The organism is Paenibacillus sp. BK033, assembly GCF_004345425.1.
GTDB lineage: Bacteria > Bacillota > Bacilli > Paenibacillales > Paenibacillaceae > Pristimantibacillus.
Map to the genome: position 1 here is coordinate 644271 of NZ_SLVP01000001.1, position 17681 is coordinate 661951.

The 17681-nt window shown below is 52.5% G+C and carries 13 protein-coding genes; 12 read left to right on the forward strand and 1 reads right to left on the reverse strand.

Going from position 1 to position 17681, the window contains the following annotated elements; genetic code table 11:
* Positions 1-2 precede the first annotated feature (2 nt).
* The 8 genes from EV294_RS02800 (at position 3) to cysI (ending at position 11830) form a co-directional block, all read left to right on the forward strand.
* Entirely contained in the window at positions 3-917 is a 915-nt protein-coding gene (locus EV294_RS02800; RefSeq protein WP_132303565.1) for an ABC transporter permease, read from the forward strand.
* Positions 918-935: 18 nt separating this feature from the next.
* Positions 936-1835, forward strand: a complete 900-nt coding sequence (locus tag EV294_RS02805) for a carbohydrate ABC transporter permease (protein WP_132303567.1) — start codon at positions 936-938, stop codon at positions 1833-1835.
* 22 nt (positions 1836-1857) lie between these two features.
* On the forward strand, positions 1858-3609 hold the full coding sequence (locus EV294_RS02810; protein ID WP_132303569.1) for a glycoside hydrolase family 2 protein: 1752 nt from the start codon (positions 1858-1860) through the stop codon (positions 3607-3609).
* Positions 3610-3706: 97 nt separating this feature from the next.
* Complete coding sequence (locus tag EV294_RS02815; RefSeq protein ID WP_132303571.1) at positions 3707-4234, forward strand: hypothetical protein; 528 nt, start codon at positions 3707-3709, stop codon at positions 4232-4234.
* Between the two features lie 266 nt (positions 4235-4500).
* A complete protein-coding gene (locus EV294_RS02820; protein WP_132303573.1) occupies positions 4501-6555 on the forward strand; it encodes a GxGYxYP domain-containing protein in 2055 nt (684 codons plus the stop codon).
* A 295-nt stretch (positions 6556-6850) separates the two neighbouring features.
* Entirely contained in the window at positions 6851-7840 is a 990-nt protein-coding gene (locus tag EV294_RS02825) for a cell wall hydrolase (RefSeq protein ID WP_132303575.1), read from the forward strand.
* Between the two features lie 326 nt (positions 7841-8166).
* Complete coding sequence (locus tag EV294_RS02830) at positions 8167-10035, forward strand: assimilatory sulfite reductase (NADPH) flavoprotein subunit (RefSeq protein ID WP_132303577.1); 1869 nt, start codon at positions 8167-8169, stop codon at positions 10033-10035.
* 70 nt (positions 10036-10105) lie between these two features.
* Complete coding sequence (gene cysI / locus EV294_RS02835) at positions 10106-11830, forward strand: assimilatory sulfite reductase (NADPH) hemoprotein subunit (protein ID WP_132303579.1); 1725 nt, start codon at positions 10106-10108, stop codon at positions 11828-11830.
* Between the two features lie 43 nt (positions 11831-11873).
* Here cysI and EV294_RS02840 read toward each other — a convergent pair whose 3' ends face one another.
* Positions 11874-13040, reverse strand: coding sequence for an ROK family protein (locus EV294_RS02840; protein WP_132303581.1), 1167 nt, complete (start codon positions 13038-13040; stop codon positions 11874-11876).
* Between the two features lie 223 nt (positions 13041-13263).
* Between EV294_RS02840 and EV294_RS02845 the strand changes: the two genes are divergently transcribed.
* The 4 genes from EV294_RS02845 to EV294_RS02860 are packed head-to-tail and all read left to right on the forward strand — an operon-like array spanning position 13264 to position 17667.
* Positions 13264-14532, forward strand: coding sequence for a nickel pincer cofactor-dependent isomerase, group 22 (locus tag EV294_RS02845; protein ID WP_132303583.1), 1269 nt, complete (start codon positions 13264-13266; stop codon positions 14530-14532).
* A gap of 26 nt (positions 14533-14558) precedes the next feature.
* Entirely contained in the window at positions 14559-15332 is a 774-nt protein-coding gene (locus EV294_RS02850) for an SDR family oxidoreductase (protein ID WP_132303585.1), read from the forward strand.
* Between the two features lie 8 nt (positions 15333-15340).
* Positions 15341-16150, forward strand: coding sequence for an ATP-dependent sacrificial sulfur transferase LarE (larE, locus tag EV294_RS02855; protein WP_165930564.1), 810 nt, complete (start codon positions 15341-15343; stop codon positions 16148-16150).
* 47 nt (positions 16151-16197) lie between these two features.
* Complete coding sequence (locus EV294_RS02860; protein WP_132303589.1) at positions 16198-17667, forward strand: gluconokinase; 1470 nt, start codon at positions 16198-16200, stop codon at positions 17665-17667.
* Positions 17668-17681: the final 14 nt, after the last annotated feature.

Here is a 17681-nt window from a genome sequence, read left to right on the forward strand (position 1 = left end):
GCATGAGAACGGGTCAAATCATTAAAAAGGACGTTAAAAAAAATTGGTTTGTCTATATGCTGGCTGTACCGGTCATCGCATGGTTTGTTATTTTCTGCTATGGGCCGATGTGGGGACTGTTAATCGCGTTTAAGGACTTTAAGCCTCTGCTGGGCTTCTCGAACAGCGACTGGGTCGGATTGAAGCATTTTATCGATTTCTTTGAAGGTCCGTACTTCTGGCGAGTCGTCAAAAATACGCTGCTTCTTAACGCATGGGGCCTTGCCTTTGGCTTTACCGCTCCGATTGTATTGGCGTTATTGCTTAACGAAATACGCGACGGCAAGTTCAAGAAGCTGGTCCAGACGATCACTTACATGCCGCATTTTATCTCTTTGGTTGTCGTGTGCGGGATGATTCATATTTTTACGGCGGATGAAGGGGTTATTACCCAGCTGCTCCAGCTGATCACGGGTAAGGATTACACCTCCTTGCTCGGGTATTCGAGTTTCTTCAGGCCAATCTATACGTTCTCCGACATTTGGCAGACGATCGGCTGGTCCAGCATCATCTATCTCGCCGCCATGAGCTCGATCGATTCAACGCTGTACGAAGCGGCTGATATGGACGGAATCGGCAGGCTGAAGAAAATGTGGCATATTACGCTGCCGCAGATCAGCCCGGTCATCATCATCCTGTTTATCTTCGCGGTAGGCGGCATCATGGCGTCCAGCTACGAGAAGATTATCCTTCTCTACAATCCGCTTACCTATGATAGAGCCGACGTTATTGCTTCCTATGTCTACCGGAGAGGCTTGCGCGAAGCAAGCTTGAGCTATTCGACGGCCGTAGGTCTTATCAGCTCGTTGGTCAACTTTGCCCTGCTCTGGGTAACGAACAAAATCGCAAGCCGCAAATCCGAAGTGAGCTTATGGTAGAAAGGGGAGGCTATTACGATGAGATATGATTCGCTTAGCAGCAGGGCATTTGATGTCATGATCTATGTCCTGCTTACGGTATTAACATTGTGCTGCCTGTATCCGATCGTCCATATCATCTTCGCTTCCGTCAGCGACCCGGCAAGACTGGTCGCGCATAAAGGCGTGTTGTTAAAGCCGCTTGGCCTTACGATGGACGGCTACAAGCTCATTTTCAAGGATAACAGTCTATTGGTTGGCTACAAGAATACAATTTTGTATGTAGGGCTTGGAACGCTGGTGAATATGCTCATGACGATTATGGGCGCTTTTGTTCTGTCCAGGCGCGATTTGTATTTCAAGAAATATATCATGATCATCATTACCGTGACGATGTTTTTCGGCGGCGGATTAATTCCTTGGTTCTTATTAATGAAGGATATCGGTCTGTACAACAATCTGTGGGCGATGATTCTGCCTACGGCCCTGAATACTTGGAATATGATCGTGCTTCGTACCGGCTTTCAGTCGATTCCGGCCGAGCTGGAGGAGGCGGCGATTATCGACGGCTCAAGCCAGCTGAAGCTGCTCGTGAACGTTATTCTGCCGCTGTCCAAGGCGACGCTCGCCGTTATTTTCCTCTATTATCTCGTGGGCAACTGGAACTCCTGGTTTAACGCGATGGTGCTGCTGAAGGACCGGGATCAGTTCCCGCTGCAGCTATTATTGAAGGAAATTCTGGTCGCGAACGATTCCACGGCTACGACTCAGGGCAGCGCCGGCGGCGTTGTGATCGACAGCGCATCCAGCGCGACCGCTTTCCGGGAATTGGTGAAGTATTGCGCGATCGTATTTTCCACCTTGCCGATTCTAATGGTGTATCCGTTCCTGCAGAAATACTTTGTTAAAGGCGTCTATGTCGGTTCGATTAAAGGCTAATTGCAAAGGAGCTTGCTAACTTATGAAACTTACGATTCCCCGTCCCGAATATCCGCGTCCCCAGTGGGTTCGGCCTGATTGGATCAATCTGAACGGACAGTGGCAGTTCGAGATCGACCACGGCAAAAGCGGCAAGGAGCGCGGGTTCCAGGAACCCGGCTTTGAGCTCTCCGGTACGATTACCGTCCCGTTCTGCCCGGAGAGCAGGCTCTCGGGCGTAGAATACAAGGATTTTATGGCGGCGGTCTGGTACAAGAGAGAAATTACACTTCCGGATGAATGGGCAAACGGCGGGCGGATTCTGCTTCACTTTGGCGCTGTGGATTACGAAGCGGAAGTATGGGTAAACGGTACGGCGGTAGGCAGGCACCGAGGCGGTTATTCCTCCTTCAGCTTTGATGTTACGTTCGCGGTGTCGGCGGGCAGCAATGTGATTACCGTATATGCGGTAGATGATCAGCGCTCGGGGCGTCAGCCGCGTGGCAAGCAATGCGGTGGCTACTTCTCTTCGGGCTGCGATTATACCCGTACAACGGGCATTTGGCAGACAGTCTGGCTGGAACGGGTTCCGGAGACTTATTTGGCAGGGATGAAGCTTGTCCCAGATCCGGATAACGCTTGCGCGCATCTGGAGCTGCAGCTTGGCGGAAGCGGGGTTCAGGTAGGCACAACGCTGGCTGTGAACGCATCGTACGATGGGGCAACGGCCGGTTCGGCGAGTGGGACGGTATCCGGTCCGTCGTCGCGGCTTACGCTCCCATTATCGGAGGTTCATCTTTGGGAGCCGGGCAATCCGCAATTGTACGATCTGGAGATCAGTCTGGTTCGGGACGGGCAGACGCTTGATACGGTCCGATCGTATTTTGGGCTTCGCTGCGTGAAGCTGGACGGCATGGCATTCCGCATTAACGGCAATTCCGTATTCCAACGGCTTGTGCTGGATCAGGGCTTTTACCCGGATGGCGTCTATACGGCTCCAAGCGACGAGGATCTTCGCAAGGATATCGAGATCTCGATGGAGCTTGGTTTTAACGGCGCAAGGCTGCATGAGAAAATATTCGAGCCCCGTTTCCTGTATTGGGCGGATAAGCTTGGTTACCTGGTATGGGGCGAGCATGCCAACTGGGGACTGGACATCACGACTTCGGAGGGGCTGGCCGGCTTTTTGCCGGAATGGCTGGAAGGAATGGAACGGGATTTCAACCATCCGGCGCTCATTGGCTGGTGTCCGTTTAACGAGACTTGGGATAAGGACGGGACCAAGCAAAATAACGAGGTGCTCCGCATCGTCTACGAGGTGACGAAGCGGATGGACCCGACGCGTCCGGTTATCGATACTAGCGGCAATTTCCATGTCGTCACGGATATATTCGACGTCCATGATTACGACCAGAATCCGGAGACGTTTAAGGCGAGATACGAGCCGATGAAAAACGGCGGCGAAGTGTTTAATACGTTCCCTAAGAGGCAGCAGTATGAAGGCCAGCCTTATTTCGTCAGCGAATACGGCGGGATCTGGTGGAATCCGGAACAGAAGGACGAGAAGTCGTGGGGTTACGGCGACCGTCCGGTATCGGAGGAGGCGTTCATTGCCCGTTATGCGGGTCTGACGGATACGCTGCTGGACCATCCTAAGATGTTCGGTTTCTGCTATACGCAGCTGTACGACGTGGAGCAGGAAGTAAACGGCTTGTATACGTACGACAGACGGGCCAAGTTCGACCCCGAGCTGATCCGCCGTATTAATAGCCGCAAGGCGGCGATAGAGGACTGATGAATGCAGGAGGCTTCCGGTAAACGGAAGTCTTTTTCCCGATTATAAGGAGGAATAGGGAGGGAGACTCTTTAATAAGTAACAGCGAGGTGATCATATGAAAAAGTTAGGTATGCTCTTCTGTGCGTGCTTGCTGCTGCTAGCCGGATGTCAGAGCTCTGCTAACGGGCTTGCTAGAGCCCAGGAAAAGATTGAGCAATCCAATCTTACATTTAAAATCCCCAAGCTGAATGGCTATGAAGCCACTTATGTTCAGCACGTTAGTCCACCAATGGATGAGAAGGGAAATGCTATTGGGGACAAGCAAGAGATTCTTGTTGCTTACACCAATCATAAAGGCAAGCTGGTTAAACTGGCAGATGAACAGAAAGCAAATAAGGATATCTTATACGGACCCTATCAAGGTGAAACGTTCATTACAATAACCTATAGTAGTTTCGAGTCCGATTTGGATGATAGTCAGGATATTGTAATTGACGGTGAGCAGGTTCAGAGAGCAGCTGCAGGCGACCGCGAGTTGCTGGTATTTAACGGCAGGGAAGGTTCAATCACGATGGAGTATAACAAATTAGATGAAGCAGCTATAACAGGGTTGACTGAACAGGTAATCAAGGAGAATAAGTAGCTCTAACCGAGTAAGACTTCCGGTATTCCGGAAGTCTTTTTTTGATGGGTTGCGAAAGCAATGGACTCCTACTTTAGACCTTAAGGCAGACGAAAAGAACTATTTATTTGGTAATTTTTGTCGAAGTTATTGAAATGACATATACAATATATATAATATGTCTTGTATGAGGGCCACAGCTATGATGCACGGCTAGGAGGTGGGAAGCCAGCGTTTCGTTTTCGAATTTGCAGCATCACTAATTAAACCATAAGAGGTGTGAGAACATGATTCGAAAGTTAACGGCAATCAGTCTAGCAATTGTCAGTACGCTGTCTTTCACGGCGGCAGGATCGTATGCCGATCCGCAGCCGGCTGCACAAGGATCCGCCATTTCATGGCCGGACAAACAACAGCTTCCGACCTTCAAGCAGCCCAAGCAGCTGGAGGTTGCCGACATTTATGACGCTCCGGGCGATGTGAAGCTTATGCTGTCTACCCTGCAGGGGATCGTCAACCGTAAAGAGCCCCGCATCTACCTGCTGGAGAGCAAGGAAGAAGGCAAGTTCAAATGGCTGAACGATCTGGACGTCGACTATAAAGTACGCGACGATCATTTCGATCTTTTGAAAAAGTTCCAAAAAGAAGTAAAAGGTATCATTATCTATGATCCTAACGTACCGGATTCCGTAAACGTGGCAACAACGCTGGCGGGACTTCGCGACGGCGTGGCCGTAAGCCCCGAGCTGGCCGCAAAGCTGGAAGCCGCGCCGTATAACTTCAAGGTCATCGAGGATCTTCAAGGCAAATTCAAAGATCGCGTAGATGCTTATACATGGGAGTACGAGAATTTGTGGAAGGAAACGAGCCACCGGATGCTGGTTGGCTTGAGCCCGGAAGTATCCGCTCGTCCGCCGGCGAATCAGCCGGATACTTACAAGGTTGTAGCGCAGGAGCAGACGGAAGAGCGCGATGCGAAGAACCGCAAAGTGTATGATCTCGACCTGTCGTCCTTCTTGGCGAAGCCTGATGTGTACGTGAAGTTCGGGGACGCTTTCACCCAGGATGGCTGGGGATCGGCGGTTCACGAAATTTCGGTGAAGGCCGACGGAGTAGAGATTGCTCACTTCCTGCCGGGTACGGATGCAGAGAAGCCTTACCTGTACGATCCGCAAGGCTCTCAGGTATCCTCGGGCAGCGGCGGCCACCGTTTTGCGGATGGCGGCAACTATTTCACGTATAAGTTCACGGCGCCCGCAGGCACAAAAGCGCTGACCATGTCGGTTGAGATGTGGAATGAGTACAAGGTGAGCGCAACCAACGATCAGCCGTTCTCTTCCCTGACGAAGGAGCCATACGGTTACCTGCGCGATTACGCGGTAGCCAATAAAGCAATGGTCTTCTGGCTGGATTCCAACGATCCTGCGGAGAAGGAGCTGTTCGAGAAAATCCTGTCCGATGTGAAGCCGGGAACACCGTACCTCGGATGGTTCAGCAACGATTTCCAAGGCGAGTTCAGCGGCGTTGAGGTCGCTTCGAATCATGGCGTGTACGTCCTCGCGGCGGACTGGTTCAGCAATATGACCGTATTCTCCGGCACGAAGCCGGAATTCTCGAAGCCTAAGGCTCCGAAGCCGGTGAAGCTGGATAACAAGATTTACGTCACGTATACCTTCAGCGAAGGCGACAACCTGCAATACAACCAGCATAGACTGCGGAATTTGTGGGATGATCCAAAACGCGGCCAGGTGCCGATCAACTGGACTTCAAGCCCGCTGCTGTACGATGCCGCTCCTGCCATGCTGAACTACTTCTATGGCACGGCAACGGCTAACGATCAGATTATCGCCGGACCTTCCGGAGCGGGTTACTTCTACCCTGCGGCTTGGCCGGAGAAGGCTCTTACCGACTATCTGGATAATACGAAAGACTACCTGAAGAAAACCGGCATGAACATCCCTTATGTGCTTAACCGCCTGAATGGTGAAAACCTGCCGCTCAGCAAAGCGAACAATGCGGCGTACCGCGATCAATACGATGTGCCTGGCCTTTTCATCGGCTGGGATAACTTTACCAAGGTAGACATCGTAGACGGTGTTCCAACGTCCAACATTCAAGGCGTAGGCTCCGTGAACGATACGAAAAAAGCTCTCGCGGACGCGAAAGCGAAATGGGACGGCAAATCGCCGCTCTTCGTTTCCCTCGGCATCCTGGCATGGGGCATGACGCCAACGGATCTGGCGGGCGTAACGGCTCAGCTTGGTCCTGAGTATCAAGTGGTCCTCGCCGACCAATACTTCTCGCTGATCCGCGAAGCCAACGGCTTGCCGGAGAAAAAGTAACCTGGATTTATAACCAAAGACCTCCGGATCCCCGGAGGTCTTTGGTTTGTCCGCGTGTTACGAGCGACCGGCACTACCGCCTATGGTTGCTTCACGACCAACTATTTATTAATAGTATAAATTAATAATAAATGAGAAACAAATCGGCCTTTTATGAGAAAAATGAAAGAATTTCAAGCGTATTTCAGCTTTTCTGTGAAAATGTTAATCCAAACTTCATATTTGCATGTGGTACAATTACCCAGAGCATGAATGGTTCAGGGCTTTATACCTACATTTATTCAAGGAGGTATATATGATCATACATAGCATGCAAAAATCTGTGAAGATCATGTCTTGCGTAATGGCTTTAGCGCTTCTCTGGCTCAGTGCTGGACCGCTTGCAAGCGTTTCTGCGGCAGAAGCGGGCGCAACGGTTCGGGTAAACGGCGAGAACGCGAAGCTGTCAGATTCCATAATTACGCAAAAGAACAGAATGTATGTACCGGCAGCACGCATTGCCACGATGCTTGGCGCCGAGATCAGCTGGGACAGCAATAATGAAGAACTTACAATAGATACTGCCTATAACGATGAAGTTGTATTCGGAAACGGCGTACCGGTCGTGTATTTCAACGACAGCCGTTACAAGATGGACGCGGTGCCATTCATGGAGGATGGCAGAATGTATGTGCCTCTCCGCCAGCTGGCAGACGTGCTCCACGCCGATCTGTCGTGGGATACCGATTCGAATACGGCAAAGCTGACCGAAGTGGACCGCGCGGCCGTAACCGAAGAATACGGTCTTGCCGAGATCAGCAAGGAATACGGAATCAGCGCCGCAGCTTTGCTCAAGCGTAACGGTTTCAACAGCAAGGATCAGGTAAAGCCCGGAACTAAATTAAAAGTCATTATCCCTTCGTTCCTGGATAATCCGGCTTCCTCTTTTACGCAAAGCGATTTAACGCTGCTTGCGAAGATTTCCCAAATCGAAGCGGGCAGAGACTCCTACGAAGGACAGCTTGCCATTGCGAATGTTATTCTGAACCGGGTGAAGGACTCCCGTTTTCCGGATTCCATTCACGATGTAATCTACTCCGGCAAGCAATTCCCGCCAGCCCACAACGGGCTGCTAGACAAGAGCAAGCCGAACGCCGGCGCGCTTCGCGCAGCGAAGGATGCCTTGAACGGGAGAAATAACGTATACGACGCCGTTTATTTCTATAATCCGAACGTCACCAGAGGGGCGTTCTGGAGCAACCTCGAGGTTGTAGCCCGGATTGGCGGACATAACTTCGCAAGATAAAAAGATAAGATACTCGATGCATCTCATTTAATGAGGTGCATTTTTTTATAATCATTTTTACACCTGCACGTAATGGTATGAAACTTCCCGGTTGCTCCGGCTGCAAGAGGTCAAAAAGCATTATACAGCCATAAATAGGGAAAAATTAAGCCGTATTCGTCCGGATTCGCAGCTTTATAAATAAAAGTGATTAATATTACAGAATATCTTATAGACATTTTTCGACGAACGCATTGAACCTTGCGAAAGCCTGCGTTAGTATTAAGTATAGTAAAAAACAGAGTGTCGAAGTCGGATTTTATAGATTGATGTGAGGTGGATGTTGTTTGCAACTTCAAGTGACGAATAGTCCGTTTACGGGCGAGCAGGCAGAACTGCTGAACAAGCTGCTCCCAACTTTAACAGGATCCCAAATGCAATGGCTGAGCGGTTATTTGGCTTTTTACGGCGCGGGCAATAACACGGCTCTGGCATCGGTTGCCGCAGGAGTGGCTGTTGCAGACGCGCCTGTGACCGCACTGGCCGCAGTACCTGCGTTGCCTGCGGTTCCGCAAGGTCCTAAGGATGCAACCATTTTGTTCGGATCGCAAACAGGCAATGCGCAAAGACTTGCCGGCCGTCTGGCCGAAAAGCTGAAAGCACAAGGCTTTGACGTGACGTTGTCGGCGATGAACCAGTTCAAGACCAACAAATTAAAAGAAGTCGGTTATTTGTTTATACTCGCAAGCACGCACGGCGAAGGTGATCCGCCGGATAACGCGTTAACGTTCTACGAATTCCTGCATGGCAAACGCGCTCCCAAGCTGGAAGGCTTGAAATTCTCCGTTCTGGCTCTTGGCGACACGTCGTACGAATTCTTCTGCAAAACAGGCGCGGATTTCGATTCCCGTCTTGCCGAGCTTGGCGCAGAACGTATCGTTGACCGCGTGGATTGCGACGTTGATTTCGAAGATGCGGCAGCCGGCTGGCTTGCAGCAGTCAGCAGCGCGGTTAGCGCGGCGCCATCGGCAGCAGCGGCCCCGCAAGGAGCGGCGGTATCGGCTTCTCCGGCAGCAGCGGGCGAGTCCGAATATTCCCGTTCGAATCCGTTTATGGCCGAGGTGCTTGACAGCTTGAACCTGAATGGCAGAGGCTCCGACCGCGAGACGCGCCATTTGGAGCTGTCGCTCGAAGGCTCCGGTCTGACTTATGCTCCTGGCGATGCCGTTGGCGTATACGCGCAGAACGATCCGGCATTGGTGGACGACATCATCGCGCTTCTGAACTGGAATGCGGATGAGAAGGTTGTAACGGGCAAAGCCGGCGAGACGTCCTCGCTCCGCGATGCACTTCTCCATCATTACGAAATTACGGTATTAACGAAGCCGCTGCTGGAAAAAGCCGTTGCCTTCTCGGGCAATGCGAAGCTGGCTGAGCTTGTTAAACCGGAAAATAAAGAAGAACTGAAGGCGTATCTGAACGGACGCGATCTGCTTGATCTGCTCCGCGATTACGCGCCTTGGACGCTGAAAGCGGCAGATGTCGCAAGCCTGCTCCGCAAGCTGCCTCCGCGTCTTTATTCGATTGCAAGCAGCATCGAAGCGCATCCGGAAGAAGTGCATCTGACCATCCGCAAGGTGGAGTACGAAGCGCATGGCCGTGACCGCAAAGGCGTATGCTCGGTATTTGTATCCGAACGACTGCAGCCTGGCGACAAGCTGCCGGTGTTTATCCAGCAGAACCCGAACTTCAAGCTGCCGGCTAATCCGGAAACGCCGGTCATCATGGTTGGTCCCGGCACGGGCGTTGCTCCGTTCCGCGCATTTCTGGAAGAGCGCGAGGAATCGGGTGCCGGCGGTCAGACTTGGCTGTTCTACGGCGACCGTCACTTCGTAACCGACTTCCTGTATCAGACGGATTGGCAGCGCATGCTGAAGGACGGCGTATTGTCGAAGCTGGACGTAGCATTCTCCCGCGATTCGGACGAGAAGGTTTACGTACAGCACCGCATGCTGGAGAATGGCGCTGAGCTGTACAAGTGGCTGGAAAGCGGCGCTCATGTTTATGTGTGCGGCGACGAGAAGCATATGGCTCATGACGTTCAATCCGCGCTCCTGTCGATTATCGGCCAATACGGCGGCAAATCGCCTGAGGATGCGGCAGCTTACCTGACCGCTCTGCAAGAGCAAGGACGTTACCAACGCGACGTATACTAGGCGCTCGACCGGCAGCGCATAGCAATAGATAAGTATGGACCCATAACATGGGGCAAAGGAGCTAACAGCAATGGCAAAGAACCATAAAGTCGAGCCCGTCGGCGGACCGCCGAGCGACGTGGAGCATCTGAAACTCGAAAGTAACTATTTGCGCGGTTCGTTGACCGAGTCGCTGGCGAACCGGATTACGGGCGGCCTTCCCGAGCTGGATAACCGACTTCTGAAATTCCACGGCAGCTACATGCAGGACGACCGCGATTATCGCAACGAGCGTCAGAAGCAAAAGCTCGAGCCTTATTATCAATTTATGCTTCGCGTCGTTACGCCCGGCGGTGTCGCGACTCCGGAGCAATGGCTTCTGATGGACAGCCTGGCCGATAAATACGGGACAGGAAGCCTGAAGCTGACTACGCGTCAAGCGTTCCAGCTGCATGGCGTATTGAAATGGAACCTGAAAAAAACAATTCAAGAAATCAATGCGGCTATGCTGTCTACACTGGCTGCGTGCGGGGACGTTAGCCGTAACGTCATGTGCAATCCTAACCCGTACCAATCGGAGCTTCATAGCGAAGTGTACTACTGGTCGCAGCAGCTGACGAAGCATCTGGCGCCAAAAACGCCCGCTTACCATGAAATCTGGCTGGACGGCGAGAAGGTTGTGGACGGCGCGGAGCAAGGCGAAGTGGAACCGATCTACGGACCGGTCTACCTGCCGCGTAAGTTCAAGATCGGTATTGCGGTTCCTCCTTCGAATGACGTGGACGTGTACTCGCAGGATCTTGGGTTTATTGCCATCCTTGGCGAAGACGGCAAGCTTGCCGGCTTTAACGTCAGCGTTGGCGGCGGCATGGGCATGACGCACGGCGATACGGCGACTTACCCGCAGCTTGCCAAAGTCATCGGTTTTGTAACCCCTGATCAAGTATTGGATGTGGCGGAAAAAGTCGTGACGATCCAACGCGACTATGGCAATCGTTCCGTACGTAAATACGCTCGTTTCAAATATACGATCGACCGTCATGGCTTGCCTTGGTTCATTGACGAGCTGCATGACCGTCTCGGGTGGGAGCTTGCGCCTGCCCGCGAATTCCGCTTCGAGCATACGGGCGACCGTTACGGCTGGATCAAAGGTAAAGACGGCAAATGGAATTTGAACCTGTACGTTCAAGGCGGCCGCGTTGTTGATACGGAAGGCAATAAGCTGAGATCGGCGCTTCGCGAGATTGCCAAGATCCATACCGGAGATTTCCGTTTGACGGCTAACCAGAACCTGGTGATCGCTAACGTTTCCGCTCAGAAGAAGACGAAAATCGTTGCGCTTCTGAAGGAATTCGGCATTGCGGAAGGCTCCAACTATTCGGCGCTTCGCCGCAGCGCTTTGTCCTGCGTAGCCCTCCCGACATGCGGTCTTGCCATGGCCGAAGCAGAGCGTTATCTGCCGTCCCTGATCGACCGTCTGGAGCCAATCCTTGCTAACGCGGGACTGGCGGACCAAGAGATCAACATCCGGATGACAGGCTGCCCGAACGGCTGCGCGCGTCCGGCGCTTGGCGAAATTTCCTTTATCGGCAAATCGCCCGGCAAATACAACATGTACATGGGTGCCGGCTTCGCGGGCGACCGCCTCAGCAAGATGTACAAGGAAAATATCGGCGAAGACGAAATCATTGATACCCTTGCGCCAATCATTAACCGGTATGCGGCCGAGCGCAACCAAGGCGAGAATTTCGGCGACTTTGTCATCCGTGCGGGTTATGTGAAGGCTGTAACGGACGGAACGAATTTCCACGAATAAAAGCAAAGCGGTGCAGAGAATAAACTCTGCACCGCTTTTTTTCTTACCCTTTATACGGAAGATTCAAGACGGGGACCTGCAGGAAGCTCTGAATGGCAATCGCGCATGCGCCAAGCACGCAGGATTTTTTCCCGATGGTCGAAATCTTGATCTCGCGGTAGTGGCTGACCCTGGAGTTTAAATTCGCTTCAATAAGCTGAAGGGAATCCGGATAAATCCGCAGCAATTCGCTGTCCAGCACAACAACCTCGGGATTATAAATATTGATCATGTTATTGAGTCCGATGGACAGATAATAGATGAACTGCTCCATGAGCTCCGTCACATCCGGATCCTTCGCTTCAATCCAGCGCCCGATTTGCGCGTAAGTCATGTCCTCGCCCGGCTTTTTGGCGCGCAATAGCTGGAGGATGCTAGTCTCGGAAGCGTATTTCTCCCAGCAGCCTTTATTGCCGCAATTGCACGGAAGGCCGCCGGGAACAACTATCATATGGCCAATCTCCCCGGCAAAGCCGTCTTGCCCCCGGAAGAAGGAGTGGTTAAACATCATACCCATCCCGATGCCGGAATGCAAGGTTACGCTTAACAGATCGTTGGTCTCGTGATGGAAAAATACGCACTCTGCGAATGCGCTGAGATTCGCGTTGTTCTCCAGCTTGACCTGCAGGCCGAGAGCGTTCTCCAGATCGCGCTTTAGCGGTACGTCATGCCAGTCAAAAGAAGGGATGTAATGAATCACTTCATCCGTTGAGACCAGGCCGTGAATGGCGATTACGATGCCGATAATGCCGTATCGGCTGTCCGCGAAACGCTCCTGGTAGCGCTTGATCTGCCCGGTCAGCAAGAGCAAGATATCCTCATAAGCGTTGTATTGCTGCAGCTTCATAGTGTCGGTTAAGACAAGAGAGCCTTGCAGATCCGAGATCGCAAAGGAAATCTGATCATACTCCAGATCAATGCCGATCGCGTATCCGGCCTCCGCGTTGATGGACAGCATAATCGGCTTGCGGCCGACCTGGTTGTATTCGATTTCTTTCTCGACGACTAGTTCCTCGCTAAGCAGGTCCGCGACCTGTCCCGACACCGTCGCCCGGGTAAGGGCGGTTGCTTTGGAGACGTCGGCTCTCGATAGCATGCCTTCCTTCAATATTTCTTTCAGAATCAGAGAACGATTCATTTTCTTTATATAAGAAGCGTCGCCGGTAATCATTTTTTTCCTCCTAAAAAGAATCGTCACACGCTTTTTGTGACGATTCTTGCATCGTAAGCATAGACTTAGAATCGTCACACGCTTTTTGTGACGATTCTTGCATCGTAAGCATAGTAGCAAATACGGAATTGACAATGGAGATAGTGCTTGTTACATTGATAATACAATTAATTTGTTCATTAAACAAACAAATTATTAGAGCGATAAAAGGAGCGATGACAGGATGGGTATTTTGCAGGATCTGGTCAAGGATATTCCGATTCCGCGCATGGCCAAGGTGAAAGTCAACTTCGACGATACAAAAATAGAGGATATCGCAAGCGAGCTGCTGCCGAAGCTCCGGCGGGAGCAAATTACAAGCCGCGTCAAACCGGGGATGGAGATTGCAATCGCGGTGGGCAGCCGCGGACTTGACCGCCTGGTGGAGATTACGGCGGTTACCGTGAAGTTCCTGAAGGATGCCGGAGCGAAGCCTTTTATCGTTCCCAGCATGGGAAGCCATGGCGGCGCGACGGCGGAAGGACAACGCGAGGTGCTGGCGCATCTGGGCGTAACGGAGGAAACGGCAGGCTGCGAGATTCGCTCCTCGATGGAGGTCGTGCAGCTTGGCGAGCTTCCGAACGGCCTTCCCGTCTATTTGGATAAATTCGCCGCCGCGGCCGACGGCATTGTCGTGATTAACCGCGTGAAGCCGCATACGGCGTTTAGGGGTAATGTGGAAAGCGGTATCATGAAGATGATCAGCATCGGTCTAGGCAAGCAAAGAGGCGCCGAGGCGTGCCATCAGCTTGGCTTCAAATACATGGCGGAGAATGTCCCGGCTATGGCAAAGCTTATTATGGAGCAGAAGCCGGTGCTGTTTGGCGTAGCGTCGATCGAGAATGCTTTCGATAAAGTACGGTTCATCGAAACGCTGACGCCGGATGAAATCGTAGAGCGGGAGCCGCAATTCCTTGCCCAAGCGAAAGAGCTGCTGCCTAAGCTTTTCTTCGACCAGCTTGACGTGCTCATTATTGACCAGATCGGCAAGAACATCAGCGGCGACGGCATGGATCCGAACATTACGGGCCGTTATCCGACGCCTTACGCCCACGGCGGGCCGGACGTGAACAAAATGGCGGTGCTTGACCTGACGCATCAGACGGAAGGCAACGCGAACGGCGTTGGAACGGCGGATTTCACAACGCAGCGTCTCGTAGACAAGATGGACCTTGAGAAGACGTATGCAAACGGTCTAACTTCGACGGTTGTGGCGCCAACCAAGATTGCCACGACGCTTCCGAATGACCGCGAGACGATTCAAGCATCGATCAAGACCTGCAATATTCTGCATTTTGACCAAGTGAAAATGGTACGAATCAAAAACACGCTGGAGATCGGCGAGATTGAAGTGTCGGAAGCTCTACTGGAATACGTGAAGCATCATCCGCGCATGGAAATTGTGAAGGATTTGTATGAGCTGGATTTCGATAAAGACGGGAACTTGTTCTAGATCATAGACATGGGGAGAGAAGAGAAATGACGGCTAATCTATTTGATTTGACGGGGAAAACGGCGGTCGTAATCGGCGGCAACAGCGTACTGGGTTCTTCGATGGCAGCAGGTCTTGCCGCTCATGGCGCGCATGTTGCGATTGTCGGACGGAATCTCGAAAAGGCGCAGGATGTCGTGGACTCCATTATCAGCGATGGCGGCAGCGCGAAGGCGTTCCATGCGGATGTATTGTCGAAGGAATCGCTGCTTAAGGTGCAGTCGGAGATTGAAGCATGGAGAGGCGGTTGCGATATTCTGCTGAATGCTCCTGGCAAGAACAGCGCAACGCCATTCTTCGAGCTGGAAATGGAAGAGTATGACGACATCATGGACGTCAACCTGAAAGGAATCGTGCTCACCTGCCAAATCTTCGCGAAGCGAATGATCGAGCAGCAGCGGACGGGCAGCATTATTAACATTTCCTCCGTATCCTCCACAACTCCGCTGTCCAGAGTGTTTACTTATTCGGTATCCAAGGCAGGGCTTAACAGCGTTACGCAGTTCCTTGCGCGCGAGTTCGCCGAGCAAGGCATCCGGGTGAATGCCATTATTCCGGGGTTCTTCCCGGCTGAACAGAACCGTAAAATATTAAGCGAGGAACGTGTTGCCTCGATTATGCGGCATACGCCGATGAACCGGTTCGGAACGCCGGAGGAGCTTCAAGGCGCAGCGGTATGGCTGGCTTCGGAGAAAGCATCGGGCTTCGTAACGGGAACCCTGATCCGCGTGGACGGCGGTTTCGGCAGCATGACGATCTAGAGAGGGGAATGGAAGTGCCGACTGAAAAATATGTTGCCCTGCAGGACATCCTTCGCGAGATGGGATCGGTTGTGGTTGCTTTTTCCGGAGGGGTGGACAGCACCTTTCTGTTAAAAGCGGCGGTTGAGACGCTTGGGACCGGGAACGTGCTTGCCGTTACGGCCGACTCGGAGACTTATCCGTCCAGCGAGCTGGAAGAGGCCAAGAGGCTGGCGAAGCAAATCGGCGTTCAGCATGAGGTCGTTTCGACTTCGGAGCTCGCCATTCCCGGATATGCGGAGAACAATAAGAACCGTTGTTATTTTTGCAAAAGCAGCTTGTTTGATCACCTGTTCCCGCTGCTGGAAGAGCGTTCCTTCGCCAATCTGGTGTACGGCGTAATCGCGGATGACAAGAATGAGCACCGTCCCGGCATGCAGGCGGCCAAGGAAAGAGGCGTTAGAGGCCCGCTGCTGGAGGCGGATTTATATAAACAGGAAATCCGGGAGCTGTCGAAGGCTTTTGGCCTGCCGACATGGGATAAGCCTTCCTTTGCCTGCTTGTCCTCAAGGATTGCTTACGGCGAGAGAATTACGAACGAGAAGCTGCTGAAGGTGGAGCGCGCGGAGGCTTACTTGAAATCGCTCCGTATTCGCCAAGTTCGCGTGCGTACTCACGACGAGATTGCTAGAATAGAGGTAGAGCCTGGCGATATGCCGCTTGTCCTCGCTCATCACGAGGCAATCGTAGAGCAGCTTCAAGCCTTTGGTTATAAATACGTAACCCTTGACCTGCTCGGATACCGGAGCGGCAGCATGAATCGATCGCTTCATCTATAATCGGACCAAAAGCCGTTTACGCTTGGGGAAAAGGAAGGTTTATCGGAATGTCAAATTACGTCATTGGGCTTGATCTGGGCACAACCAGCGCCAAAGCCTGTGTTTTTAACCGCGTGGGCCATCTGGTTGCGGAGTCGGAGGAGCTTATTCACTCCGAATACCCGCAGGTAGGCTATGTTCAGCAGGACGCGGAAGCGATTGAACGTTCGGCCGTTCTCGCTGTACGCTATGCGATTCAAAAAGCGGGAATCGGGAAGGACGACGTTGCCGTCCTCGGATTTTCCGCGGCTATGCATTCTCTTGTGCCGGTAGGGTGGGATGGTAAGCCGTTATCTCCTGCCTTGATCTGGTCGGACGGAAGAGGTACGGATCAGGCGGAACGCCTGACAGAGGAAGAGCGTCAGCGTTACTATGCAAGGACGGGTACGCCAATCCATCCGATGTCGCCCTTTCTGAAGCTGTTATGGATGAAGGACGCCGGCTACGAGCCGTACCATCAAGCAGCCTTCTTTATGTCGATTAAGGAATATCTGATTTATTGCTGGTTTGGCAAGCGGGTCATCGACTATTCGATGGCATCGGCTACCGGATTGTTTAACCCGCATACGCGCGAGTGGGATGGGGAAATGCTGGATTTGGTCGGTATTCGGGCAAGCCAGCTATCCGAGATTGTTGCTCCTACGACCCTTTTAGGTGCGATAAACCCTGATATTGCAGAAGAAATGGGAATCGCTCCGGAGCTGCCCGTGGCCATTGGCGCCGCGGACGGCCAGCTGGCCAATCTGGGGATTGGCGCGCTGCTGCCCGGGGAGGTTGCCGTATCGGTCGGGACAAGCGGAGCAATCCGTCAGGTAACCCATGAGGCGAAAGTCAGCAGCCGTGGCGAGACGTTCTGCTATTCGTTTACCGAGGATTCCTATATTATCGGCGGACCTACGAACAATGGCGGCATCGCGCTGCAATGGCTGAAGCAGCTTTTGAATGATCAAGGCAGCTACGAGAGCTTCCTCGCGGAGGCGGATAAGTCCGCTCCCGGTGCCGAAGGCCTGCTGTTCCTCCCGTATATTAACGGGGAGAGAGCGCCGCTCTGGAATCCGCGGGCAAGAGGCAATTTTTACGGCATGACCGTTGCCCATACGAAGGCGCATTATGTCCGCGCCGTGCTGGAAGGCATTACGTTTAATCTGTATCAGATTGGACGGGCTTTGGAGCAGCTTGCCGGACCTTCCCGGAAAATTTACGTCAACGGGGGCTTGGCGCGTTCGCCGTTTTGGCTGCAAATGATGGCGGATATTTTCGAAGCGGAGATTTACGTTTCGGAGAACCACCACAGTGCGGCTTGGGGAGCCGCCTGGATTGGGCTGGTCGCTATCGGGGAAGAAAAGGATCTGGCTTCAATCAAGTCTAATATCCCGATGGGGGAAGCGGTGCATCCGAATTCCGGGAACAGCAAGGCGTATAAAGCCATTTATGATCGCTACGAGAAATTGGCAGCTAGTATTGCAGCATTGTTCTAAAGATCCGAAAAGGC